Genomic DNA, 23,648 nt, shown 5'->3' with positions numbered 1-23,648 from the left:
TTTCAGGAGCGAAGCCTTGAGGCTTCCTTGAGCGCCAGCGCTTCCTTGGAATAGTCGTGGACGTACTCCGTCAATTCACGCAGCTTGTCCAGCGACGCCTCGGGGAACAGACCGTGCCCCAGGTTGAACACAAAGCCGGGCTTACGAATGCCTTCATCAATTAGGGCTTTCGCGCGATCCTTGATAAGTTCCATCGGAGCGGTCAGGATGTAAGGATCAAGATTGCCCTGCATCGCAAAATTCCCGTCGGTTCTGCGCCGGCCTTCGTCCAGCGACACCCGCCAGTCGAGACCAATCACATCCGCTTGAAGTCCCGTAAGGGTGGACAGCAGTTCGCCGGAGCTCACGCCGGGAAAATAGATTTTGGGCACATCTAAATCGGATAATTCGGCAAAAATACGGGAGACCGTCGGCAGAACAAAGACTTCAAAATCCTGCGGCGACAAGGCCCCCACCCAGCTGTCGAATAATTGAAACGCCTTGCCTCCACTGCGGACATGAGCCCGCAGATAAGCGATAACCATGTCGCCGAGCTTGTCCATCAGCATCTCCCAGACACTGGGCTGCGTGTACATCAGCTCTTTAGTGCGAATATAGCTCTTGGATGGGCGGCCTTCTATTAGATAGCTGGCAATCGTAAAGGGAGCGCCGGCAAATGTAATCAGCGGCACCTTCAGTTCTTTATCCAGAATTGCGATCGTTTCCAAAATATGGCCGAGATCGCCTTCCACATCCACCGGCTTCAGCCTCTCTACGTCGGTTCCGCTGCGGATCGGATGCTCAATCACAGGCCCGATATTTTGCACAATGTCGAATTCCACCCCGATAGAGGCAACCGGATTCATGATGTCTGAATATAGAATGGCCGCATCAACGCCCAGTTTACGCACCGGCATCATCGTAATTTCCGCCGCCAATTCAGGCTGCCGGCTGATTTCAAGCAGTGAATACTTTTCCTTGATCTTCCGGTATTCGGGATCGTAGCGGCCTGCTTGCCGCATATACCACACAGGGATATGCTCCGTCTCCTGCTTCTTGCAGGCCCGGATAAAAGTATCGTTATAGGTCATGATAAGATCTCCATAAGTTTAGATAAAATTTTCTCAAATTATATTATGCCCTTTTTAAAAGAATGTAACAACCGTCACACCTTACAAGCCATGACAATTACTTGACAAAGGACGGAATGCGTCTCCGGTTCCAAAGAAAATTATGGTATACTACTAGAATGTCATCTTTGTGAACTGTTTGAATTTTGAAAGGATGTGAAAGCACATTGAAAAAGTGGAAAACTTGGGAGACTTGGCAGATCAATCTCTATGTGCTTTGGTTTGGACAATTTCTGGTGAATGCCGGGATGACGATGATTACCCCGTTTCTGTCGCTCTATCTGGCCAAGGACCTCGGCGTCCGTGGGGATGCCGTCGGGATTTGGGCCGGTATTATTTTTTCCGCCAACTTTATGACTTCGTTTCTGTTTCAGCCGCTGTGGGGCTCGCTTTCCGACAAATATGGCCGTAAAATCATGCTGCTGCGATCCGGTTTTGGCATGGCAATCGTCATCACGATGATGGGCTTTGCGCAGACGCCCTGGCAGCTGCTCCTTCTCCGGCTGCTCAACGGCACCATCTCCGGATTCAATCCCGCTTCCATCTCGCTCGTCTCGGGGACGACGCCGAAGCATCGGATGGGCTTCTCTATGGGCCTTATGCAGTCCGGCTCCGTGGCCGGAACGATTCTCGGACCGCTGATCGGCGGACTGCTGGCGGACTGGATCGGATTCCGTCCGATTTTTTACGTGATTGGCCTGCTGCTGTCCATCGCCACTCTGCTCGCCATGTTCCTGGTTAAAGAGAATTTCAACCGCGAGGAAGCCGCTCACAAGCCGCAGGTATCCACGTTTGAAGGATTAAAAGACCTCATCAAGGTTCCGCAGCTTCCGGCGCTGTTCGCCGTCACGTTCCTGATCCAGTTCGCCATGATCAGCCCGATGGCCTTGCTGCCCTTATATGTCGAGAGGCTGCATGGGACCGCTGTCAATATCGCGTTCTGGGCAGGTGTGGTCACCGCCGTGACAGGGGTCTCGAATATGATTGCCTCGCCGGTACTCGGCAAACTCAGCGATAAGGTCGGCGCCCACCGGATTCTGACCTACGCTCTGATCGGCGCTGCCCTGTTTGTTATTCCGCAGGCGTTCGTCGGCAGCGTCTGGCAGCTCATATTCGTCCGCTTTCTAATGGGCGTCTTCATGGGCGGACTTCTTCCGAGCGTAAACGCCCTGATCCGTTCTTATACACCGGATGGCAAGGAGAGCCGGGCTTTCGGCTTCAACAGCAGCACGCTGGCCCTCGGCAACATGTTGGGATCGCTGATCGGCGGCTTCCTGGCTGGGTATATAGGCATCGAAGGCCTGTTCATCGTCTCTGGCGCCATGCTGCTGCTCAATACGATATGGGTCCGTTTCATGCTGTACAAGGCTGCCCCGCTGAGGCTGTTTCGTTAACTAACTACTAAAATTTCCGGCCCGCTCCGCCTTTATTTCACTATCGCAAGAGCGAGTCCGTCATAAGCGGGCAGCAGCGTGCTGGCAAGCCGGCTGTCACCCGCGATCATTTCGTTAAAACGGCGCATCGCCTGCACCGCAGGTCCGTTCTTGTCCGTATTCAGGGTACGTCCGCGCAGGAAGATATTATCGCCCGCGATGACCGCTCCCGGCTTCGCCAGCAGTATCGCGTATTCCAGATAGTTCGGATAGTTCTCCTTGTCGGCGTCGATAAAAAAGAAATCGAACGTTCTTCCTTCCTCCGCCAGCCGGGCAAGACTGTCCAGAGCGGGGCCTGTCCGATATTCGGCCATGCCGCCGAACCCGGCAAGTTCCAGATGGCGGCGTGCCATCTCGGCATATTCCGGCTTCAGTTCCAAAGAGGTTAGCGTTCCTCCCGAAGCCAGGCCTCTAGCGAGGCAAATGCCGCTGTATCCGCCAAGCGCTCCAATCTCCAGCACGCTGGATGCGCGGGATAGCGAAACGAGCATGCTCAGCAGCCTTCCGTAACCCGGCGCAATCGACACTTCGGGCATGCCGCCTGCACGGATGGCCTTTTTTACCGACAGCAGAAGTTCATCCTCCGTATATAGCTGCTCACTGTATATCTCTTGATTAAAGTATTGTTCTTGATTAAGCATATCTGATCTCCTTTTTGTTCACATTCTACATATGTAGGGAAGCAATGCCGTCCCCCGGGCAATCGGGACGTTGTGGTGCGTCCTTCCTTCGCCTATACTTGAAATATTAAGTATAACTGTCTACGAGATGCAGGTCTGCCCCTAAAGGGAGGCACCGGACGTTTCTACTTGATTGTACTGGCTTTACTCACATACCTACAAGCAACGGAGTTGAGATTCTTGAGCAAACTGCAGTTGATTGCCACCGCCCCAATGGGACTGGAGGCTGTCGTCGCACGCGAATTAAATGAATTGGGTTATGAAACGACTACCGAGAACGGCCGTGTTCTCTTCAGCGGAGATATTATCGATATTTGCCGCTGCAACCTGTGGCTGCGCACCTCGGACCGGGTCCTGATCAAAATGGGGCAATTTCCGGCTAAAACTTTTGACGAGCTGTTCGAAGGGGTCAAAGCGCTACCCTGGCAGGATTGGATTCCCGAGCATGGCGAATTCCCCGTAGAGGGACGCTCGCACAAGTCGCAGCTCACCAGCGTCCCGGCCGCGCAGGGCATTGTCAAAAAAGCGGTCGTCGAAAAAATGAAGCAGTATTACCGCACCGACTGGTTTCCCGAGAACGGTCCGCGGTACGTCATCGAGGTTACGCTGCTGAATGATATCGCATTGATTACGCTGGACACTACCGGCCCTGCGCTGCATAAGCGCGGCTACCGCAAGCTGGTTACAGAAGCGCCGATCAAAGAAACAATGGCCGCCGCGCTGCTGAAGCTCAGCCGCTGGAACGGCAGCCGCCCTCTCTATGACCCCTGCTGCGGCTCGGGCACATTTCTGATCGAAGCGGCCATGATGGCCTGGAATATCGCTCCGGGGCTCCGGCGCTCTTTCCCGTCCGAGCACTGGCCGGCGATTCCGCCGGAAGCGTGGCAGACCGCCCGCGAAGAAGCGTTCGACGCCGTCCGCGACGATTCTCCGCTGCAGTTGACCGGCAGCGACATTGATCCGAAGGCGATTGAAATCGCGCAGGCCGCCGCCAAGAGCGCGGGCCTGTCCGGTGAAATCACCTTCTCCGTCCTGCCCGCCTCCAAAGCAAGGCCGGAAGGCGAATATGGCTGTATCATCACCAATCCGCCTTACGGGGAGCGGCTGAGCGACGACAAGGAAGTGGAGAAGCTCACACGCCAGTTTGGGCAGATGATGCTGCACCTGCCTACCTGGTCGTTCTTCGCCATCAGTCCGGCCAAGCAGTTCGAGCATTATTTTGGCAGAAAAGCGGACAAACGGCGCAAGCTTTATAACGGACGGATCGAGTGCCAGTATTATCAGTACCTTGGTCCCCTGCCGCCAAGAGCGCCAAAGAAGGAGACGGATTCGCAGTAGTTGAACGCGCTAAGACCGGATCGGACTATCATCTCCGGCAGTGCTGTATACGCTGAACGAAATACAGGCAGGCTGCGGTCCCCCGCGGCCTGCCTGTTTCCTTTAAATAGTCAGTCGGTTAATCTTCCACAAATGCCGACAGTTCCGGCTTCTTAGAACACCAACTCGTCCGGATGCCTGCCGATTCGTTCCCCAGTATCCAGAGTATCGATAGCGTCCATTTCCTCCTGGGATAACTCGAAATCGAAAATCTCACTATTCTCCTTAATACGGGAAGACGTTACGGATTTCGGAATAATGACGATGTCATGCTGCAATTCCCAGCGGAGAATGACCTGTGAGACCGATTTGCCGTGCAAACGCGCAATGGATGTCAGCGTTCCGTTATCCTGCAGCTGCCCCTTCATAAGCGGCGCCCAGGCTTCGATCTGGATATTGTTCAGCAAGCAGAAATCATGCAGCGGCCGCTGTCTTAGACGGGGATGCAGCTCAACCTGGTTCACCGCCGGAACAGTGTTGCTGTCATTCATCAGCGACTCCAGATGGTGAATCTGGAAATTGCTGACGCCGATTGCGCGGACACTGCCTTCCTCATACAGACGCTCCAGCGCGCGCCACGTCTCCTTGTATTTGTTCAGTCCCGGCCAATGAATCAGGTACAAGTCGATCACTTCAAGACCCAGGGCTTCGCGGCTCTTCTCAAAAGCAGCCAACGCCTGGTCATAGCCCTGATCGTCATTCCATATCTTGGTCGTGACGAACAGGTCTTCCCTCCGCAGACCGCTGGCCCGAATTGCCCGTCCCACTTCATGCTCGTTCCCGTACAGGGACGCCGTATCGATGCTCCGGTAGCCCAGTTCAAGCGCCGCCGTCACCGCATTTTCCACCTCATTGCCCTCGGCCTTATACGTTCCCAACCCGAAGCACGGCATGGCAACTCCGTTATTCAGTAAAATGGTATCCGATAATTGTCTCATTGGATCACCCGCTCCTCTATGTACTCGGTCGATTTCAATCTATCCAGTCTATTATATCACGTCGCCCTATTCTGCCAAATCTCAGTCCCGAGTCATAAGAGAATAGAAAAGGCCACTCTTGCAGCTAACCTGCAAAAATGGCCTAATGGGACGCGCTCTCCGATGTCCGGTAAAGCGCAGATCCATTTTTTGAGTCCTATCTATTTCTTTACTGCGGGCTGCTTTATGAAAGGCTCCACTTTCTTCAGCACCTCGTCCTCGGTCGGAGCGCTGACATATCGACCGTTGATGTAGACGAAAGCGCGCTTGCCGCATGGGCCGCAGTAGGACTTGCAGCCGATTTTGATCTCGGCGTCAGGCGCCATTTTGCGGAGCTTCGGCAGTACGCTTTTGATGCTCATATGATTGCATTTATCACAAATGCGTATATCGTTAGCCATTGCTGTTCCCTTCTTTACCGTCCAGACAGCTTCAGCCTGCAAAAGCCGAATAAGCTTAGTGGTCTCCGTGGTTACCCTGGGACGGATTCGTAATAACAAACCCTTCTTCCGGAAAATACAGATAGTCGACCTTTACGCCGTCAAGAAGCGGCTGCCCCTTCTCCAGAATAACGTCGATGTCCTTATCCGTCGGAATGATTTCATCGTTCTCCTTGGGCGTGTCCAAATCAAGACCGTAGTGGGCATGGTCACCATGCGAATGGGTAATCAGAACGCGCAGCTTCAGATCCTTATTTTCTTCCAGATCCATCTGTTTCTTTATAACTTTAGCCGCGTTGCGGGTAATTTTGACTTTCATAGTCCGTCCATCTCCTGACAACTGGATTTCTATACTCTAGTGATCTATTTTAAAGGAAAACTGCCGGATAATGCAACCAAACTTTAAATTTTATCTGCTCCCGTCGTTCAGCCTCAATCTTTTCGCGCCATTCAGCGCCGGGTATTTACGGTCCATTCTGGAAACGAACCAGGCCATCAGCATCATCGACACACCAATATCGTCAATCGGCATAAAAGGCATAACATCGGGCAGCACCCAATACAGCGCCACCGGAATCGCGAACAACAGTTTGTCCCCTAGCGCGACATGCGGAGAGACGACGTATTGCCATGTGCTTCGCAGCACTTGAGACCATCCTTTAAGCGACAGCAGCTTCTTTAGTTTCATCTTTGGTCTCCTTCCTCCAAGCTCTATATTTCATCCATACCCCTTTGGCCAGCATTTAAGCAGATCGAAGCAATCAGACACCGGATTCAGTAAAAAGGGTACGGCCGTGCAACGGCTTTTAGCGAAGTATACGGCGGTACCCTCTGTATATAGATTACGCATCTGTGCTGAAAATGTTTCACTTACTTTCATTGGGATAGAATAGAAGCCAGAATCTGCCCCGTCTCCAAAGTTAAATCTTCAAAATCCTCAAGCGGGAGCGGATTTCTGCCCAGACCCAGTTCCACGGTGAACCCCGGCTTCCCGAATTTCATAATGAACCAGTCCTTAAATCCCGCGTCACTTTCCGTCAAAGCAACGGCGCGGTAGCCGCCGGCCAGCGCCAGACGTTCTGCGATTTCCCGGCTCTCCGGAGGCTCATATCCGCGATAGTTCCAGTAGATCTCCTGGCCTTGACTGTGCAGCGACACCGCCATGTCCGCAGGCGCCTTCTCGCACAGCGAGACCAGCGCAGCAGCCTCCGGCTCGCTGAGCGGCGATGGGCCGCCATAATCCCTGGGAGAAGGTCCGCTCATGCCCCGGCGCGATTGTTCCTCTTCCCAAAAGGCAGGGAACTGGTCCCCAAGGTCCACGCCCCGGATATTGGCTTTCCAGTGGCGGAAGCTGCGGCGCCCGCCGTTCCATTCCACAAGCTCCCGCCTGTAAGGATGCCAGGGACCGGCTCCTTCCTGCACGAGCTCAACACCGTCGGGGTTCGCCATCGGAACGGCCCATACCGTCCAGTTGTTGAACCAGTCTTCCGGGCTGTGACCGTTCCATTTCCGGCCTTTCGCATAAGCTTCGGCATACTGCTCCAGAAATGCCAGAAGACATGGCGAGGTCAGCCACTCATTGGCATGCAGCGCCGCATTCACATGCAGTCTGCGTCGGCCGCTGCCGATCCGCAGCAAATGCAGCGGTTTGCCAAGGACACTGGAGCCTATCGTGCCTGCCGAGATAAAAGGATATTTATTTGTCAGAAGGCTGATATCTGCCTCCAGTTCCGAATGCCCGTACTCGCCGCGCAGGTGCACGACCGCCGACTGCTCGGACATCGGAATCACCAAGGTTTTTCCAGGTGTGCAGAACCCGTCCGGAGATATACCGGGATTTAGCTGTTCCAGCGCTTCCAGGCTGACCCCGTAGAGTGCCGCCACATCCCTCATGCGTTCCCCTTCCTGCGCAGTATATCGTCTGCGCTGGACGGAAGGTAGAAACAGCACCTGCCCCGGAAAGAGGTACGGCTGATCCGCCGTCCAGGGATTCCCCTGTATTACATGCCCTGGAGTAAGTCCGTAGGCGGCGGCTATCCGCCTCACGGTATCTCCCTTGCGGACAATATATTGAAGCATACACCTCATCCTCTCCGCTGCGTTTTTTACAGTAGCTGTGACGACTTTGTTAATTGTATGCGAATTCTCTTGTCCTACATGCGCAAAGAACGGCCGGGCTCACGCCGCCCGGCCGTTATGAATGCGAATATTATTTTGACATCGAATGAAAGAGTTGTTGCAGGTTACACTCAGACGTCCGTAGGTTCGAGCGATGATACCTGCCAAACAACCGGCGTGCGTTTGATCTGCTCTCCAAGCCAGTCCATGGCGATTCTTTGGAATATGCCGGCGTCGCCGCTGCAGAAGAACTGATGCACCGGACTGTCGTCTCCCCTCGCCAGCTTTCCCTTGTCGTACAAAATGGTGCTGATCTCGCGCGCCGTCTCGTCCGCGGAACTGATCAGCTTGACTCCAGGACCCATTGCCCGGCCGATCGGATCAACAAGAAACGGGTAATGTGTACACCCGAGTATCAGGGTATCAATCGGTTCATGCTTGATTCCGTTCAGCGAATCACGCACCGCAAGATCGCACTCCTCCGAGCGGAACATCCCCTGTTCGACCAGCGGGACAAGCGCCGGACATGCCTGACTGATCACCTCAACATATGGGGACAGCTGTTTCAGCGCTGCCGTGTAAGCACCGCTGCCGATCGTTCCTACGGTGCCGATAACGCCTACCCGTCCGGTCTTTGTCGCGCTGATGGCGGCGCGGGCGCCGGGATGAATGACGCCAATGACCGGAATCTCCACTTTCGCCGATATATAATCGAGGGCGGCCGCAGTCGCCGTGTTGCAAGCGATCACGATCACTTTAGGATTGAATTGAATAAGATAATCGACAATTTGCTCGGTAAAAAGTTTTACTTCTTCGGACGAACGGGGTCCGTACGGGGCGCGGGCGGTGTCTCCGAAATAAATGATTTTCTCCCTCGGGAGCTGCCTCATTACTTCCTTGGCAACCGTCAATCCTCCTACGCCCGAGTCTAGTATAGCGATAGCTTGCTGCACGAACACACGCTTCCTTCATCTTGTTTTGAATAGCTTATGTAAGGCGGAAGCAAAGTGTACCGGGCTTCCTGTCCCAATTGCAGATAATACTCCATTTATCTCCCCAGTTCAAGAGAAGAAACTGCCCCTCGGCCTTAATCCTGCACATTGAAGCCTCTTGCCCCAGCCCGTAGGAATTTTCCATAGACCCGCAAAAGATTAAATGCCCTTGAAGGAGCGCCTGTTCGCAGTGAGCGATACAACGGCCTTTCAAGGGCATATCGTACAGCTGTGGAAGCAATGGCTTGCCGGTTTCATCCGTCTGCGCGATCTGACCGGCAGGCTGCCGTCTAAGCTGCTGCCGGCGTGACAGCCGTCACGCCTTTTCCCCTGTGTCATCCGCGGCTGATGAGTCAATTTCATCCCCAGGGCCGGAGCTGCCGGCTGCCGAATCAATATCGGCAGCCGAAATGACTGCGGCTTCATCCTCTGCCTTTGTGAACTGTTTGCTCCAGTCCGTTACCTCTTGAATCACCTGCTCCACCGAATCCTTGGCTTTGCCGTACCATTCCACGGTCTTGTCTGAGGCCTGATGAACAAGTTCCTGCGCTTTATCCACTGTTGCCGCAGCGCCGTCCGAGATATCCTTGCGCAGCTCTTTTCCGGATTTGGGCGCCAGCAGCAGAGCGGTCACTGAACCGACGGCGCCCCCGGCAACGATTCCCCACAGCAAGCTTTTCGTGTTCTTCTTCATCTTTCATTTCTCCTTTACGGGCGAATGCCTAGTTCCTGCTAATATCATAAGCAAAGAGGGTCTGTCCCGTGACTGGTGAAGAAGTTTTTTTGCTGCCTATCATTTGCCGGTTTCCTTACGAATGGTTTACCGGTTTAATCGAGTACCTGCAGCACTGCCCGCCCTCGGCCATGCAGTCACTTCGCGAAACTCTCGCATTCAGCAATTCCTCGAACAAATTCTGCTCACACTCGCAGGCCTTGCGGTACTGGACGGCAACCTGGCGGATGGGGCAGTTGTACTCCCGGAGCACGAAAGATCCGTCCTCTTCCCGGTCCCATTCTGCCATGTAACCACCGGAATTCTGGATGGCGGACAGTTCCGCCACTCTCTCTTCGAGATTTCTCCGCTCCATCATGGGGCTGTACTGAGCCAGCAGCCTGCGCCTCCGCCCCTCGAACAGGACGTTCACGGCGTCGGTCCCGCTGTTGTGGTCCAATTCGCGCAGAAGCTCCAGCGTAAGGTTGTGATAATTTTTTGGAAAATAGTCTTCGGCTCTTTCCGTCAGCGAATACATATGCATGGGCCGGCCCATGGCCTGCCGCACAATCTTGTTTCTAGCCAGGCCTTCCCGCTCAAGCTGCAGAACATGGCGTCTTACTCCCATTTCCGTAATGCCGAGTTCCTCGGCCAGTGCTCCGATGGTCAACGGTCCTTTCATTTTTAGAAGCGTCATGATGATGTGTCTGGTCGAACCGTTTTCCTGCCCTCTCTTCATCTCGGTCCCCCCCTTCTGCTCACATATTTCCACAGGCTGCGGCGGATCTTAGCTCTCCGGCAGGGCGGTGCCCAGTTCCTGATTCAGATAGTTTCTGACCTCGGCGGCAAAGCGGGGCAGCAGTTCCGGAAGCACAGCCGCCAGCGGATGCAGCCGCTCCCGCTCCCAGGCGTAATATTCCTGTACAAGAGGCTTGCGCAGCGACACCAGCTCGATAAGCCGGTCATACATCTCTTTATCGCGAAATACCGACTCCTCATGAATGATGGTGATGATATCCTCGTAACTGCCGGCGTCACGCATTATAAAACCGTCAATGAGGCAGCTGCCGACATCGGTGACGACCTCGATCGAGAGATGAAGGCAGCGTTCCTGCACCAGTCCCCAAATCTTTCCTCCGTCCCAGGAAGCCGCCGCCATTCGCAGCCCGTCCGCAATATCGGGAATTTGTCCTAAAATGTATTCAATTTGTTCGCGGTTTACATAGTACATTTCAGGTACTCCTTTGCTATTTGCGGCGTTTGCCTCGGCGCTTCAGCCAAAAAAGCATAATAAAGCAGGCCGCAAAAAATACCACAAGATACGTTAACGCTTCCATCGGGTATTCCAGCTCACTCATCCCGGTCACCGCTTTCCGTCATCAGATGGCCGTGCTTATGGCAGATAAATACCGCTTAAATTTCGTAATCCACAACGAAGGAAAGCTCTTTAACCTCGGTAATATGAGCGATAACTTCCTTGTGGGCAGGATGTACCTGGTAAGCGTCGAGATCTTCAAGATTGGCAAAAACCGCCGTCAAAACGATATCGAATGAGCGCTCGGTGCGCAGAATGTCGGCTCCGATTTCGAGCGAGATCAGCTGAGGGATTTTCCCTTCCATATTGCGCAGTACGGCGACGGTCTTGGCCACGCTGGCCTCCGAACCATCCTTTAGTTTGAAAAATACAACATGCTTTATCATTTTCTTTTCGCTCCCTGTTATTGGATTGTAATGGTGTTACAAGTTTAATAAAAATATATCATAACCCCCCGTTTTCCGAAAGGAAAGCTATCGCCGGCAGGGAATGTGTAAGGAATATCCATTGCCTTGAAACGGACAAATATTGTAGTATATTTTCAAAAAGAAACGCTGCGCGTCCCGCTTAGAGGCGGCACCGTTTCTCGTCGAAATATTAGGTCAAGGATAAGCGTAAAGCTTATTCTTTCTTATATTTCAAGAAATCGGAGGTAGTATGCCTACAAATCAGTCAGAGCCTTATAAAATTCAGGCGTGGTCTCTGGTTAACCGCAAATATCTGGGGAAGGGTGTCCGGATAAAGAGATTCCGCCGTCCTCAGAGAAGCCAGATCCGCAACCGCGTGCTGCTCGCCGTGCTGATGTCCCGCGATATCAAGCTGTCAAGGTTTGCGGAAGAACTTTCCGTATCTTCCAGGAGCGTCAGCGCCTGGGTGTATGAAAGCCGCATTCCGTCCAGGACCAATATGGACAAAGCCTGCCGCTATCTCGGTTATCCCCAGCATGTCTTGTTTAATGAAGCGCTGCTTCGGCAGAGTCCGATTCTGTGCCAGCCGGCTCCTTCGAGGTACATGAAGCGGAGCAAGGCGTATCCCCGCCGCAGCGACATTCTGACCGGGCTGTGCATGGTGCATGATCTTTCCGTCACCGATGCCGGTCATTGGATCGGAGTCCATCCCGGCACCTTTCGCAAATGGCTGCACAATAGCCAGCTCCCGTCTCCTTCCCTGCAGGAAAAGGCGGAAGCGTTCTTCCGGATACCCCGGGCGATTTTGTTCGCCGATTGCGTCCGAGAGGGCAAATATAATTAGTTCTGCCAATCCCGCTGTTTTCACTTCTTCGATACCAGGTTAATGAAGATTGAGTAACCTATATTGCAGGTATTGCAGGGAACTCACAATGTCTCTCGGGTTCATGGCGGGAACGGTGCTGGGCAACAGTCTGGCGTATTATTCGGCTGGTAGAACCCGGTTTCATTGGAGTTTGCCTTGTTCGGCGGAATCGCGGGAATCTTCTTCGGCGCCGCGCGGTTCTTCCGGTGCGATGACGATTCTTCCTGGTGCGATTAATGATTATTACAAGCGGCGGTGACTTCGGAGATTCCGGCTTAGCCTTTTTTCCCGGCGGCGATCGTTCTCAAAATATACTCATGCTGCCCCTCGCCCGGCCCGCCAAGCATCTCCTTCAAGGTACCGATTTCCAATATTTCCATTCCTGGGAAATGCGCCTTGAGATCGTCCTCGCTGAAAAAGTGGGCGAACTTCCCCTCTTTATAACGGTAGGTTCCCGGTTCAAGCCGCTCACCGCAACCGTTATTGGGATCTTCGTCGGAGAAGCAAGTAAAATAGACGAGGCCCCCGGGCCGCAATCGGTTCAGGCAGGCAGTCACCAGCTTACGGCGGTCCGGCTCCAGGAACAAATGCAGCACATCATAACAGTATATCGCATCATAGCATTCGCCCTGCTCCGGGTTATCCAGCGCGGAGCTGCATGTGATCCGGCTGTCCGGGTCCCACTTCTCCGCTATCTTCACGGCGGCCTCGCTTAATTCCGCCCCTTCCACCTCGAACCTTTGTGAGAAAGCTTTCGTATTGCGGCCATACCCGGCGCCGGGCACGAATACCGTCCGGACACCTTTGGACAGGAACAGATCTCTCGCCATATAGGCGGTCGGACTGGGCTCCGTTCCCCAAATCATGCCTTCCTTCCCGAATCTTCGGTTCCAATATTGTTCGTGGCTTTGCATACTGTCCCCCGTTCGTTTCTCTCATTTCTCTTGCTTTTCACAACTATTCGCTTCAATAGATTCCAAATCCTTCCTCAGCGCAAAAAAACAAGCTCGCATCGAATATGCCAAAAAGGCCGGTCCCCACCTTGCGGTAAGAGAGTCGGCCTCGAGCCTTTCAATATTTCGATTTAGCGCCAGCCAGCTTGATTTACGCTGCGCCGGGATTGCCTTCAGCGCCAGTTTAAGTTAATTTCCGGCAGGCATTAATTCCTCCTCGGACGGCCAAGGAAGCGGATTGTTGAACGTGCTCCAGTCCTGCTTCATCTCCTCATCGGTCAACAAGCAGCGATCCAGCCTCGCTTCGATATCGGCGCGGTTCATGTCCATTCCGATGAACACGATCTCCGTCATCCGGTCCCCCCATTGCTCGTCCCATTTTTCTTTGATCTCCGGCTCGTTTTCCAATACCTCAAGCTGCTGCTGCTTTGGCAGCGATGCCAGCCAGTAACCGGCAGGTCCGAACTGGATAGAAGGTCCCGCTTGGCTCAGTGAAGCGGCAATGTCGCCGCGCGTCCCCATCCACGCGAAGCCCTTGGCACGCACAACTTCAACCGGCCAATTGTTGAAAAAGAAACTCAGCCGCTGCGGATGCAAAGGTCTTCTGCGGCGATACACGAAGGAAGCGATGCCGTATTCTTCCGTCTCCGGCGCATGGCTGTCTTTGTTAAGCTCGGAGATCCATCCCGAGGACATGCTCGTTCTTTCAAAATCAAACAGACCGGTATTCAGGATTTCCTTCGGATCGACGACGCCCTTGACCGTCCGAATGATCTTGGCCGACGGCTGAAGCTTGCGGAGAACCGCTTCCAGCTTGTTCAGCTCCTCTTCCGCCACCAGATCGCATTTGTTCAGCAGCAGCACGTCACAGGTCTCAATCTGGTCGATCAGCAGATCGACGATATCCCGGGTATCGTCCTCGCCCATTTCCTGATTGCGGTCAAGAAGACTGTCGCCCGAGCCAAAGTCATGCCAGAAACGGTTCGCATCTACAACGGTCACCATGGTGTCCAGACGGGCCAGCTCCGTCAGATCGACATCCAGATCGGGACTCGCATACGTGAACGTCTGCGCGACCGGAACCGGCTCGCTGATCCCCGAGGATTCGATCAAAATATAGTCGAACCGGTCCTCCTGAGCCAGCTTCTTCACCTCTAGCAGCAGGTCGTCGCGCAGCGTGCAGCAGATACAGCCGTTGGACATTTCCACCAGCTTCTCTTCAGTCCGGGATAGCGTATTTCCCGACTTGACCAGATTGGCATCCACATTCACTTCGCTCATGTCGTTGACGATAACGGCCACTTTCAGGCCGTCCCGGTTGTGCAAAATATGATTCAGCAGCGTCGTTTTGCCTGAACCGAGATATCCGCTAAGCACGGTAACGGGTATTTTTTTCATGGATCGGATTACACTCCTTATTATCTATTTGTCCGCTTAGGCATGGCTGTTACCTGGTTTCACGGTGCAGTGTATGTCTTTTAAGACGGGGGCAGTATTTGCGCATTTCGATCCGCCCCGGATGTGTCTTCTTGTTCTTGATCGTCGTGTAATTGCGATCTCCTGTTTCGGTACAGGCCAAAGTAACGATCACTCTCACTGTATCCCACTCCTTTAATCGTAATATTTACGATTTAAACATTTTAATTCTCCTATGTCAACTATAACGCAGCAAAATGCCGCCCCCTCTATTCGGACAGACGCAAGAAAATCGGTCTTTATATGGTGCCGGACACGTATAGATAGAATTGAGAATATAGCAATCTTAACGGAGAGTCGGAGAATCGGAGGAGAGAGAATGAGAATACCGGTAATTATTCTGAGCGGATTTCTGGGAAGCGGCAAAACGACCCTGCTGCTGTCCCTGCTAAAAGAGAGCTATGAACGTGGGCTGCAGCCGGGAGTCCTGATGAACGAGCTTGGCAAGCAGGATGTGGACGGGTACATCTTGGAGGAGCAGACCGGTGCTGCGGTTGAGAAGCTGCTGGACGGCTGCGTGTGCTGCAGCCGCAGGGAAGAACTCGGAGACAGTCTGGAGGTGCTGATCAAGCGGCGTCCCGACGTGATATTCATAGAGCTTACCGGCGTAGCCGATCCCGATGAAATCGCCCGGTCCCTTCATGAGCCGTACCTAGCAACCCGCCTGTCAGCGCATGCTGTGGTTACACTGGTTGATGCTGAAAATATGCTCGACTATAACAGCCGGCTGTCCTCGGATAAACAGCTCGTGCGTACGCTGCGGAGCCAACTGTCTTCAGCGAATCTCATTATTGTGAACAAAAGCGATCTCGTAACGCCGGAAATTCTAACCAAGATTGAAAAAGCGATCCGCAAGCGGAATGCCAATGCGAAGATTGAATTCACGGCCTACAGCCGGATTCAGGTGCAGCCCCTGCTGGCCGGAATTGTCCCGAAAGAGGCGAAGCCGCTGCCCATTCGGGCACCGCTCAGCTTCCAAGGAAGCACGCTCCGGAAAACGGCAGCGGGACGGAGTGAAGCCGTACCGGACAACGCGCCCGGGGAGCACGCCGCCTCGTTCACGCAGGTTGGCGCGGTAACGCTGGCTTTTCCGCAAGGCAAGACGCTGCCAAAGGCGGTGCTTGAAGAGTTTTTCCGGGAATGGGCGGACAGGCTGCTGCGCGCTAAAGGGCATGTGCAGCTCCCCGGCGGAAAGCCGGTGCAGTTGGTTCAGCATGCCGGTTCCCGGACAACATGGGAAGATTCCCGTTATCCCGGTTCACCTTATCTCGTATTCATCGGCACGAATATCAACGGGGAACAGTTGGCTGAGCGCTGGTCCGCCCTGTTCCGCTGACAGAAAGGGGAAGCCGCATGACCTCCTTTTCGCCATTCAAAATGCTGCCGCTGCTCCTGCCTGCGGCTTTTCTGATCATCCCCGTCGTTCTTTGGTTTCCGCAGCACCGCGAGCTGCTGGACAGCGCTTATCTCTATACGTTCAAGACGGGCTTTATCGGCGTTTTGCTGGAGGCTCTTCCTTTCGTTCTGGCCGGTGCGCTGCTGTCCTCGGTGATCGGCGTCTTCGTCCCCGATGAGACAATTACCCGCTGGATTCCGCGGCGGGTGCTTCCGGCGCTGCTGTTCGCCTGTCTTCTGGGCGTTATCTTCCCCATCTGCGAATGCGGGATGATTCCTCTCGTCCGGCGGCTGCTCCGCAAAGGAATGCCGCTTCATGTCGGGATTGCGTTCATCTTGTCGGGCCCCATCCTTAATCCGATCGTCTTCAGCGCCACACTGACCGCCTTCCGCAGTCACCCCGGCCTGGCTTACGCCCGGATGGGCCTTGCCTTCGCCGTTTCACTTATCATCGGGCTTATCGTTTACACCACCGTCAAGCGCTCGCCGCTCCGTCTATCGATGCAGCGCGGCGATGAAGAACTGCATCATGAAGGATTGAACGGTGGCAAGCTCGCGGCCGTGTTCACGCATGCTGCGGATGATTTTTTTGAAATGGGAAAATATTTGATATTCGGCTGTCTGCTTACTTCCCTCATCCAGACATTCGTCGTTCAGAGCAGCCTTGCTTCCATCGGCGGCAGACCGCTTGGCTCTTATCTCTTCATGATGGGCTTCGCCTTCATCCTGTCGCTCTGTTCCACCTCCGACGCCTTCGTAGCCTCGTCATTTGCACATTCATTCCCATCCGGATCGCTGCTGGCATTTATGGTACTCGGTCCGATGCTCGACTTCAAAAATGCCATGATGCTGATGTCGCTGTTCAAGACAAGGTTTGCGCTCTATTTGTTCTTTCTGATTGCTTCCACTGTGTTTACCGGCGCGATTCTGCTGTCCGGATGGCTGTGATCCGCATAACTTACCCTATGCTCCGCAAAACTTTTAGGAGGAGACGTATTATGTATAGTTCCGGCAGCGTCAAACGCCATTACATATTCCGGGCGGCCGTTCTGCTGGCATTCGCCGTCTATATCGAACACCTGGCACGGCATGATGCGCTCCACTATTATGTCACGCCAAGGCTCGCGGTCTGGGTCAGGCTCTGCCCGGTTCCGCTCTCATTAATGGCGCTCAGCCTGGCTATCCAGGCCTTGTTCGGCGGAAAAAGCGCTATATGCGGCTGCGGCCATCAGCTTCCGCGTTCACGTGCCGGGAGCGCCGCGATGTACGGCGTCTTCCTGCTCCCTCTGCTGCTCGGATTCGCTCTGCCGAACCGCGCGCTCGGGAGCGCCGCCGCAGCCCATAAGGGAATGTCGTTAAACTACACTTCGCTTGCGGCCAAAGAATCCTCCCGGTTCCAGACCAAAGATCCATTCGCCGCGGAGTTCGCGGCCTTGGCGAAGAAGCTGTACACCCAGCCGGTCATTCCTGTATATCCGCAAATATTTTCAGAAACCTTGGGAACGCTCGATATGTTCAAGCATGATTTCAAGGGAAAAGAGGTCGTAGTCAACGGCTTTTTGTACCACGAGAATACCGGCTCCATGGGTGGCCGCTTCGTGGTAAGCCGTTTTCTTGTGCAGTGCTGCACCGCGGATGCAACACCGCTCGGTATTCTAGTAGATGCGAAGCAGCAAAAAAGCCTGCCCGCGGATACCTGGATCAAGGTTCGGGGCAAGCTTCAAGTTGTTGTTTACAAGGGCAAGGAAACGCTGCAAATAGACGCGGATTCCGTGACGCCGGTGGAGCAATCTTCCACTCCATACGTATATACCAGCCCTGATTCCGTAGAGGAATGGAACCAACTGCAGACTGCGGCGAAATAGCGGAATTCAGACGGATCATCTGTCTCAATCGCTCTCGCTCACCATTGTTTTGCCGGTTAATGCGCTCCCCGGCCCCCACTGCTTCAGCACCCTGTCCAGATCATCCCCTTGGATCGGCTTGGAAATGAAATCCTGCATTCCCGCTTTGATGCACATCTCCCTGTCTTCTTTTCTGGCGAAAGCCGTTACCGCGATAATGATTGGGCGGGGGCCGTGCTTTTCCCTGATCAGAGCGGTCGCTTCAAGGCCGTCCATTAACGGCATCTGGATATCCATGAATATTAGATCATAGTCTTTTAAGTGCGCGGCCCGTACAGCCTGTTCACCGTCCTCCGCGATATCCGGATAATATCCCCGTTTCTGCAAAAAGGTCTTCATCAAATAACGGTTGACCGGATGATCTTCAGCGATCAGGATGGATAAGGGACCGTACCGGCCTTCGGCATATGATTCCGGTCCAAGCGATTCACCCGCCGTTTCCGCCTCCGCCTCCGCTTCGGAGGGCGCCGCTCCGCCCGGAAGTACGGCTTCCACCGTAAAGTAGAAAGACGAACCCTCGCCTTCCCGGCTGTCCACACCGATCGTGCCTCCGAGAAGCTCGGCCAGTTTTTTACTGATTGCAAGCCCAAGGCCCGTTCCGCCGTATTTTCGGTTAATGGATGGATGAAGCTGCGTAAAGGACTGGAACAACTGTCCCTGTCTGTCCTCAGGAATGCCTATACCGGTATCTTTTACCGTGAACAGCACGATGATCCGGGAAGGATTCCGGACCGCGCCCAGCTTCACTTCAATGTCAATGCTGCCGCTATTCGTGAACTTAACGGCGTTGCCCACCAGATTCACAAGAATCTGCCGCAGTCTGGCCTCGTCGGTGATCAGCATATCCGGGAGATCCGGATCAATGTCGTAGCTGAGATTTAGTCTTTTATCCGCCACCTTTGGATAGAACAGATCACTTACGCCCTGCAGCACACTTCGCAAGTCCACCTCTTTCAGTTCGAGGGTCATCATGCCCGCTTCGATTTTGCTGAAATCGAGCACCTCGTTCAGAATGTGCAGCAGCGATTCGCCGCTCTGGCTGATGATCTCGGCATATCCGCGCTGCTCCTCGTTAAGCTCCGTATCCTTGAGCAGATCCGTCATACCGATTATGCCGTTCATCGGCGTGCGCAGTTCATGGCTAATAATCGCCAGAAACTCAGATTTGGCGCGGTCCGCCTGCTCGGCGGATTCTTTGGCCCGCCTGATCTCCTTCTCTTCCGTAATGTCCCGGAATACGACGACGGTTCCCTTTCTTACCCCCTTGTCATACAGCGGAGACATGCGGTAATTGACCAGGAAGCTCGAACCGTCCTGCCGCCAGAAGACGCCCTCCCGCTCGTCGTGCATTCCGCTCTCCGAGAACATTCGAAGCAGGCTCATTTGTTCGCCCGCATATTCGCCGCTCAGCCGCATCAGCTGAATCGGATCTTCATGGCTGCGGCCCGTCCACTCCCCCGGTCCGTATCCGAGCAGATCGGCTGCCGCCGGGTTAATGAACATCGTCCGGCCTTCTATATCGATGCCGAATATTCCCTCGGATACCGAGTTCAGGATCAGCGCATGCTCGTAGCTCAGCTTTTCGATTTGATTGAGATGGCGCTTATGTTCCGTAATGTCGCTTGTAATGCTGAACACACCTACAACATCGCCATCCACCAGTATGGGCACGAAAATCATGCTGGCCTCCACGATATGACCGTCCCGGTGAACGATTCGGCTCTCAAAGGTCTGGGCAATGCCTTCGGCAGCGCGCCGGTAACGTTCGCTCACATAGTCCAATTCATCCGAATCAATCACCTCGGTGAAATGGGACATGAGAAGATCGGAGCGGGCATAGCCGGTCATATATTCCATGCTTGAATTCACAGACAGAGTCCGGCCGAGCAAATCCATGACGCTGATGGCGGAAGGATTATACTCGAACAGAGATTTGTACCGGGTCTGGCTCTCCTCCAGCCTCATTTCATACTGTTTGCGGCCCCCGGCATCCCGCGAGACCGCGATAATCTCATAGTCCTGCTTATCTTCGGAATACACGTGGCGGATCGTTGTCTCAGTCCACATATAGGTTCCGTCCTTACGCAGAAAGCGGAACAGAATCGGAAGATTCTCCTTGCCCCTTATGCAGTCTTTCAGGTAATTCTTTACCATGCCCAAATCATCGGGATGGATATAATCAAGCGCCCGGGTGCCGGTCATCTCTTCCGGAGTATAGCCGTACATCGGCAGGCAGATCGACGAGGCGTACAGATAAGTGGCAAATCCGTCGACCGCGTTTCGCGAGATAAAGTCCAGCGAATTCTCGGAGATCAGGCGATAGTTCCGCTCGCTGTCCCGCAGCTTCTCTTCGGCCTGCTTGCGATTGGTGATATCGGTCATTTCGATAACCAGACAATGAGGCTCGTCTTCCGGTTGTTCCCGAATCAATATCAGATGAAGCTTCGCCCACAGCAGCCCGCCGTCTTTGCGGGTGAACCGTTTTTCTTTGTAACATTCCTCACCGGGCTGGGCCAGCATAAATGTAAGAATGGAGGAGGGATCAGAGGTGCAAACTTCACCAGGCATCACAAGCTCGCCATAACGAAATGCCATCAGTTCTTGCTCGGTATAGCCGAACATTCGGCAGAGAGCCGGATTGCAGCGAATCATCGTTCCATCCTGCAGGGAAATCATGGCAATTCCGCTGGATGAACGAAGATAGATCTGCTCAAATATTAAATCGGACACAAAGGAGCCCTCCTCAGCAAGCATGTAACAATTTATTAAAGCTCTATAGATTCAAGTATAGCGGGTTTCGAAAAAATAATCTAAGCGCTTGCCGCAAAAAAAGAAGCGGATAGGCGGGATTGTAGCTCCAATGCAGCTTGGCATTTTAACAAAAACAAACCGCCGGGAAAGAATTCTTCCCCGGCGGATGCATCATTCATGTCAACAAGTCAAATATGCTGACAAAAGAATCATTCCCCTATCTCATCCCTATCACTCTTTAAGTTTTTTCTTAAACCAATCTATAATTTCTGGATAAACCTCATCCAGGTAGTCCATTGTACAGTGTTCAGCCTGCTCATAGTATTGCAGCGTCTTTTCTCCCTTCGCCCATCTCATCACCTTATCTGCGTGGAGCTTGGGTGAAGGCATAACCTCATCCTTCCCTGCATGATAGAATAGCAAAGGTACATTTAAGCCGGGATCACGCTCAATATCCCAGTCAAATTGAGCTACCGCCTGTTCAAGCGTCTCACATCCGGTCATATATGTGACGCCCCGCTGCCATAATGGATTAAGCTTCTTCAGCCCTTCTAATCCGCCGATAAATACAAGTCCGCTATTCCCAACCACACATTTTACCCGCTTATCATATGCCGCACACATCGGCGCCAGATATCCACCCAAGCTGAAACCTATAAGGCCGATTCTTCCCATGTCCATTCCGTAGATCTGATGCTGTTCGAACCAGTCGATGATCGCCGTTACTGCTTTATGATATTCTTTTACATCGAATTTCATATCTTTCCACAGTTCGCCTTGACCTGGCCCGTCGAATGTAAAATAGTTAAACCCATTCTGTTTAAATAAATTTCCCTGTGAGTTCCCTTCAGCCTCTTTAATGTTATCCATCCCGTTTACAAATATAATAAGCGGGCTGTCGGGCACTGTCGAAAGCCTCAAATATCCCGGAATTTTCACACCGTTAAAAGGCACATCAATGCGTATGGGCCTTTCCTTTTCATTGTATAGGCTTATTGCTCTTTGATAGCTTTTTCTGGCTTTTTCCTGTGTTTTTTCCTTTTGACTGCTGTCAATAAAAAACACGTGCTGACCGGCATGGTAGCAGCCGACGGCTTCATGGAACAATGCCCGTGCCTTCACACTATTTCCTTTATCTAATGCTTCCTCAGCCATTTTAACAAGCGCATCGCCTTCTTTAGTCCATTGCCCGCACCAATTCAGCCAGTTATGCACCCTTGCCACTACTCTTCTCAATCTCCCATAATCTATTCCGAAGGATAAAAATCTTCCATACCATCGGTGATAAACCCTGCCCTCACTAAAAATAAACTTAAATGCAAATTTCTCCTTTAAAGTTAAATGAACCATTGCTCTCCCTCCCCCGCATCAACGTTAGTACGTTTGTACTAAATTGCATTTTGATATTAGCACGATTGTACTAATCCGTCAAGTATGGTATGCTGCTATGGAAATTTTTATTTTCGGAGGGATCTCATGACTACCAAAAAAGTGATTTTGGATAAGGCCATAGAATTATTTAATAAAAATGGATATGCCACCGTCTCGATGCGTGATATTGCCGATGCAGCCAATAAGAGTGTGGGGAATATAACCTACCATTACAAAAAAAAATCCGATTTAATCTTTGCTATCGTTGAACTCCAATATGAAGATTTACAATCCTTGGATTTGCAAACGGAGGTTGACATAGAGGGTTTAAATGAGCAATTGAAAATGATGCTTGACTTTCAAAAGAAATACTATTTCTATTTTGGCAATATGATTGAATTGCGCAAAACCTATCATGAAATATTAGAATTCCAATTAAAAATAAGAGAAGAGCTTACGCTGCATTTCATCAGAATTATTGAGAATTTTGAGAAAAAAGAAATATTCAGGGCATCCCCAAATAAAGAGCTCCATGCGTGTTTGGCAAAAGGAATTGTATTATTGATGATGTCGTGGATACAACAAACTTCACTGGGGGAAACAGAACAACATGAGGAGCTTTTAAATATTGTCTGGGGCATCCTGTATTTTAACTTAACAGAAAAGGGTATCGGCTTTTATAACCAGATTTTTAACAAAAATTTACACTAAAAAAGGTTTACAAAACTGCTGCGGTAGCAATTTCATAAACCCGCTGAATTTCAGCTGCTAAGTAGGGTCAAAAAAGATCCTTTTTTGTAATGCCATAATACACTCTATCATCGTATTCATCCGTATCGCTGTAGTAGAAGCTCTGTCTTAAAGTTCCTTCATACTTCATTTGAGCTTTTTGCAAAACCTTTGCCGAAGGGACATTTCTGCCCCGATGAAAAGCTTGAAGCCTGTTTAACCCGGTTTGCTTAAATGTAAACTCGATTACCGCTGCCAACGCCTCGCTGGCGTATCCTTTGTTCTGGTATGACTTTCCGATGCAGTACTCAATATCTGCAAAATGATGCTGTTCATCAACGCTGCAAAAGGCAATTTGTGCAATGCACTCCTCATCGTCTCTAAGGATAATAGCCCACCTGTAAAACTCGCTTCGAGAGTAGGATGCAATCCATTGCTGCAGCAATTCTTTTACCGAGTCGACATCTTCATAAGCTGGTTCACCGTAGTTCCACTGTACTTCCTGGTCGCTAATCCAGTTTTTATGCATACTGCCGGCATCCTGCAAAACAAATGGCCTTAACGTAAGCCTATCCGTTTCAATGATTTGAGTTCCAACACGCAAGTCTCTCCCCCCTTTTAAAATCATATTTTTATCAACGACG

General features: G+C 52.4%; 26 protein-coding genes. 8 read left to right on the top strand and 18 right to left on the bottom strand.

All coding sequences use genetic code 11. The features are described from left to right. Nucleotides 1-2 precede the first annotated feature (2 nt). On the bottom strand, nucleotides 3-1,070 hold the full coding sequence (hemE, locus tag KP014_RS13445) for a uroporphyrinogen decarboxylase (protein ID WP_090834551.1): 1,068 nt from the start codon (nucleotides 1,068-1,070) through the stop codon (nucleotides 3-5). Nucleotides 1,071-1,276: 206 nt separating this feature from the next. Between hemE and KP014_RS13440 the strand changes: the two genes are divergently transcribed. Then, a complete protein-coding gene (locus KP014_RS13440; protein ID WP_036605090.1) occupies nucleotides 1,277-2,503 on the top strand; it encodes an MFS transporter in 1,227 nt (408 codons plus the stop codon). Nucleotides 2,504-2,535: 32 nt separating this feature from the next. Here the strand turns inward: KP014_RS13440 and KP014_RS13435 are convergent, their stop codons facing one another. After that, nucleotides 2,536-3,183 (bottom strand): O-methyltransferase, encoded by a 648-nt coding sequence (locus KP014_RS13435; RefSeq protein WP_036605092.1) that lies wholly within the window; start codon nucleotides 3,181-3,183, stop codon nucleotides 2,536-2,538. Nucleotides 3,184-3,402: 219 nt separating this feature from the next. Between KP014_RS13435 and KP014_RS13430 the strand changes: the two genes are divergently transcribed. Next, nucleotides 3,403-4,560: a THUMP domain-containing class I SAM-dependent RNA methyltransferase gene (locus KP014_RS13430; RefSeq protein WP_090834550.1), complete on the top strand. Its 1,158-nt coding sequence runs from the start codon at nucleotides 3,403-3,405 to the stop codon at nucleotides 4,558-4,560. Nucleotides 4,561-4,712: 152 nt separating this feature from the next. On the opposite strand, the gene KP014_RS13425 is transcribed toward KP014_RS13430, so the two are convergent. The 10 genes from KP014_RS13425 to KP014_RS13380 form a co-directional block, all read right to left on the bottom strand. Beyond that, the gene (locus KP014_RS13425; protein ID WP_036602377.1) at nucleotides 4,713-5,537 is read right to left on the bottom strand and encodes an aldo/keto reductase; all 825 of its coding nucleotides are present in this window, start codon (nucleotides 5,535-5,537) and stop codon (nucleotides 4,713-4,715) included. A 200-nt stretch (nucleotides 5,538-5,737) separates the two neighbouring features. Further along, on the bottom strand, nucleotides 5,738-5,977 hold the full coding sequence (locus KP014_RS13420; RefSeq protein ID WP_025695807.1) for a YuzB family protein: 240 nt from the start codon (nucleotides 5,975-5,977) through the stop codon (nucleotides 5,738-5,740). 55 nt (nucleotides 5,978-6,032) lie between these two features. Then, on the bottom strand, nucleotides 6,033-6,335 hold the full coding sequence (locus tag KP014_RS13415; protein ID WP_036602378.1) for a HesB/IscA family protein: 303 nt from the start codon (nucleotides 6,333-6,335) through the stop codon (nucleotides 6,033-6,035). Nucleotides 6,336-6,425: 90 nt separating this feature from the next. After that, on the bottom strand, nucleotides 6,426-6,704 hold the full coding sequence (locus KP014_RS13410; protein WP_036602380.1) for a hypothetical protein: 279 nt from the start codon (nucleotides 6,702-6,704) through the stop codon (nucleotides 6,426-6,428). A 188-nt stretch (nucleotides 6,705-6,892) separates the two neighbouring features. Continuing rightward, nucleotides 6,893-8,095, bottom strand: coding sequence for a M14 family zinc carboxypeptidase (locus KP014_RS13405; RefSeq protein WP_090834549.1), 1,203 nt, complete (start codon nucleotides 8,093-8,095; stop codon nucleotides 6,893-6,895). A 170-nt stretch (nucleotides 8,096-8,265) separates the two neighbouring features. Next, on the bottom strand, nucleotides 8,266-9,087 hold the full coding sequence (gene racE / locus KP014_RS13400) for a glutamate racemase (protein ID WP_036600579.1): 822 nt from the start codon (nucleotides 9,085-9,087) through the stop codon (nucleotides 8,266-8,268). A 355-nt stretch (nucleotides 9,088-9,442) separates the two neighbouring features. Beyond that, nucleotides 9,443-9,820 (bottom strand): YtxH domain-containing protein, encoded by a 378-nt coding sequence (locus KP014_RS13395; RefSeq protein WP_090834548.1) that lies wholly within the window; start codon nucleotides 9,818-9,820, stop codon nucleotides 9,443-9,445. A gap of 115 nt (nucleotides 9,821-9,935) precedes the next feature. Next, nucleotides 9,936-10,577 (bottom strand): helix-turn-helix transcriptional regulator, encoded by a 642-nt coding sequence (locus KP014_RS13390; RefSeq protein ID WP_036600323.1) that lies wholly within the window; start codon nucleotides 10,575-10,577, stop codon nucleotides 9,936-9,938. A gap of 48 nt (nucleotides 10,578-10,625) precedes the next feature. Next, nucleotides 10,626-11,069, bottom strand: a complete 444-nt coding sequence (locus KP014_RS13385) for a DUF86 domain-containing protein (RefSeq protein WP_036600324.1) — start codon at nucleotides 11,067-11,069, stop codon at nucleotides 10,626-10,628. A gap of 182 nt (nucleotides 11,070-11,251) precedes the next feature. Next, nucleotides 11,252-11,539 carry a Dabb family protein gene (locus tag KP014_RS13380; RefSeq protein WP_036600325.1) on the bottom strand — a complete coding sequence of 96 codons (288 nt, stop codon included), beginning with the start codon at nucleotides 11,537-11,539 and terminating at the stop codon, nucleotides 11,252-11,254. A gap of 271 nt (nucleotides 11,540-11,810) precedes the next feature. On the opposite strand from KP014_RS13380, the gene KP014_RS13375 reads away from it, so the two are divergent. Further along, entirely contained in the window at nucleotides 11,811-12,404 is a 594-nt protein-coding gene (locus KP014_RS13375; RefSeq protein ID WP_036600326.1) for a helix-turn-helix domain-containing protein, read from the top strand. An 88-nt stretch (nucleotides 12,405-12,492) separates the two neighbouring features. Continuing rightward, nucleotides 12,493-12,684 carry a hypothetical protein gene (locus tag KP014_RS13370; protein WP_036600327.1) on the top strand — a complete coding sequence of 64 codons (192 nt, stop codon included), beginning with the start codon at nucleotides 12,493-12,495 and terminating at the stop codon, nucleotides 12,682-12,684. A gap of 16 nt (nucleotides 12,685-12,700) precedes the next feature. Here KP014_RS13370 and KP014_RS13365 read toward each other — a convergent pair whose 3' ends face one another. From KP014_RS13365 to rpmG, 3 genes are all read right to left on the bottom strand, one after another. Further along, nucleotides 12,701-13,339, bottom strand: a complete 639-nt coding sequence (locus KP014_RS13365) for a class I SAM-dependent methyltransferase (RefSeq protein WP_036600328.1) — start codon at nucleotides 13,337-13,339, stop codon at nucleotides 12,701-12,703. A 228-nt stretch (nucleotides 13,340-13,567) separates the two neighbouring features. Next, nucleotides 13,568-14,776, bottom strand: coding sequence for a GTP-binding protein (locus KP014_RS13360; RefSeq protein ID WP_175491930.1), 1,209 nt, complete (start codon nucleotides 14,774-14,776; stop codon nucleotides 13,568-13,570). Between the two features lie 49 nt (nucleotides 14,777-14,825). Next, nucleotides 14,826-14,975 (bottom strand): 50S ribosomal protein L33, encoded by a 150-nt coding sequence (rpmG, locus tag KP014_RS13355; RefSeq protein ID WP_090834547.1) that lies wholly within the window; start codon nucleotides 14,973-14,975, stop codon nucleotides 14,826-14,828. Nucleotides 14,976-15,173: 198 nt separating this feature from the next. Here rpmG and KP014_RS13350 point away from each other — a divergent pair, with 198 nt between their 5' ends. From KP014_RS13350 to KP014_RS13340, 3 genes are read left to right on the top strand one after another with little or no spacing between them, the layout of a single operon-like run. Next, nucleotides 15,174-16,190: a CobW family GTP-binding protein gene (locus KP014_RS13350; protein ID WP_036600331.1), complete on the top strand. Its 1,017-nt coding sequence runs from the start codon at nucleotides 15,174-15,176 to the stop codon at nucleotides 16,188-16,190. 17 nt (nucleotides 16,191-16,207) lie between these two features. After that, a complete protein-coding gene (locus KP014_RS13345; protein ID WP_036600333.1) occupies nucleotides 16,208-17,197 on the top strand; it encodes a permease in 990 nt (329 codons plus the stop codon). Between the two features lie 50 nt (nucleotides 17,198-17,247). Continuing rightward, nucleotides 17,248-18,114 carry a TIGR03943 family putative permease subunit gene (locus KP014_RS13340; RefSeq protein WP_036600335.1) on the top strand — a complete coding sequence of 289 codons (867 nt, stop codon included), beginning with the start codon at nucleotides 17,248-17,250 and terminating at the stop codon, nucleotides 18,112-18,114. Nucleotides 18,115-18,138: 24 nt separating this feature from the next. Here KP014_RS13340 and KP014_RS13335 read toward each other — a convergent pair whose 3' ends face one another. Both KP014_RS13335 and KP014_RS13330 read right to left on the bottom strand, forming a co-directional pair. Next, nucleotides 18,139-20,883 carry a PAS domain-containing hybrid sensor histidine kinase/response regulator gene (locus KP014_RS13335; RefSeq protein WP_051500426.1) on the bottom strand — a complete coding sequence of 915 codons (2,745 nt, stop codon included), beginning with the start codon at nucleotides 20,881-20,883 and terminating at the stop codon, nucleotides 18,139-18,141. A 252-nt stretch (nucleotides 20,884-21,135) separates the two neighbouring features. Continuing rightward, the gene (locus KP014_RS13330; protein ID WP_036600338.1) at nucleotides 21,136-22,254 is read right to left on the bottom strand and encodes an alpha/beta hydrolase family protein; all 1,119 of its coding nucleotides are present in this window, start codon (nucleotides 22,252-22,254) and stop codon (nucleotides 21,136-21,138) included. A 126-nt stretch (nucleotides 22,255-22,380) separates the two neighbouring features. Between KP014_RS13330 and KP014_RS13325 the strand changes: the two genes are divergently transcribed. Beyond that, nucleotides 22,381-22,986, top strand: coding sequence for a TetR/AcrR family transcriptional regulator (locus tag KP014_RS13325; protein WP_036600341.1), 606 nt, complete (start codon nucleotides 22,381-22,383; stop codon nucleotides 22,984-22,986). Between the two features lie 67 nt (nucleotides 22,987-23,053). Here KP014_RS13325 and KP014_RS13320 read toward each other — a convergent pair whose 3' ends face one another. Next, nucleotides 23,054-23,608 (bottom strand): GNAT family N-acetyltransferase, encoded by a 555-nt coding sequence (locus tag KP014_RS13320; protein ID WP_216700500.1) that lies wholly within the window; start codon nucleotides 23,606-23,608, stop codon nucleotides 23,054-23,056. Nucleotides 23,609-23,648 lie beyond the last annotated feature (40 nt).

The sequence above is a fragment of the Paenibacillus sophorae genome, assembly GCF_018966525.1.
GTDB classification, from domain to species: Bacteria; Bacillota; Bacilli; order Paenibacillales; family Paenibacillaceae; genus Paenibacillus_AQ; species Paenibacillus_AQ sophorae.
This window is presented reverse-complemented; position numbering and strand designations above follow the sequence as displayed.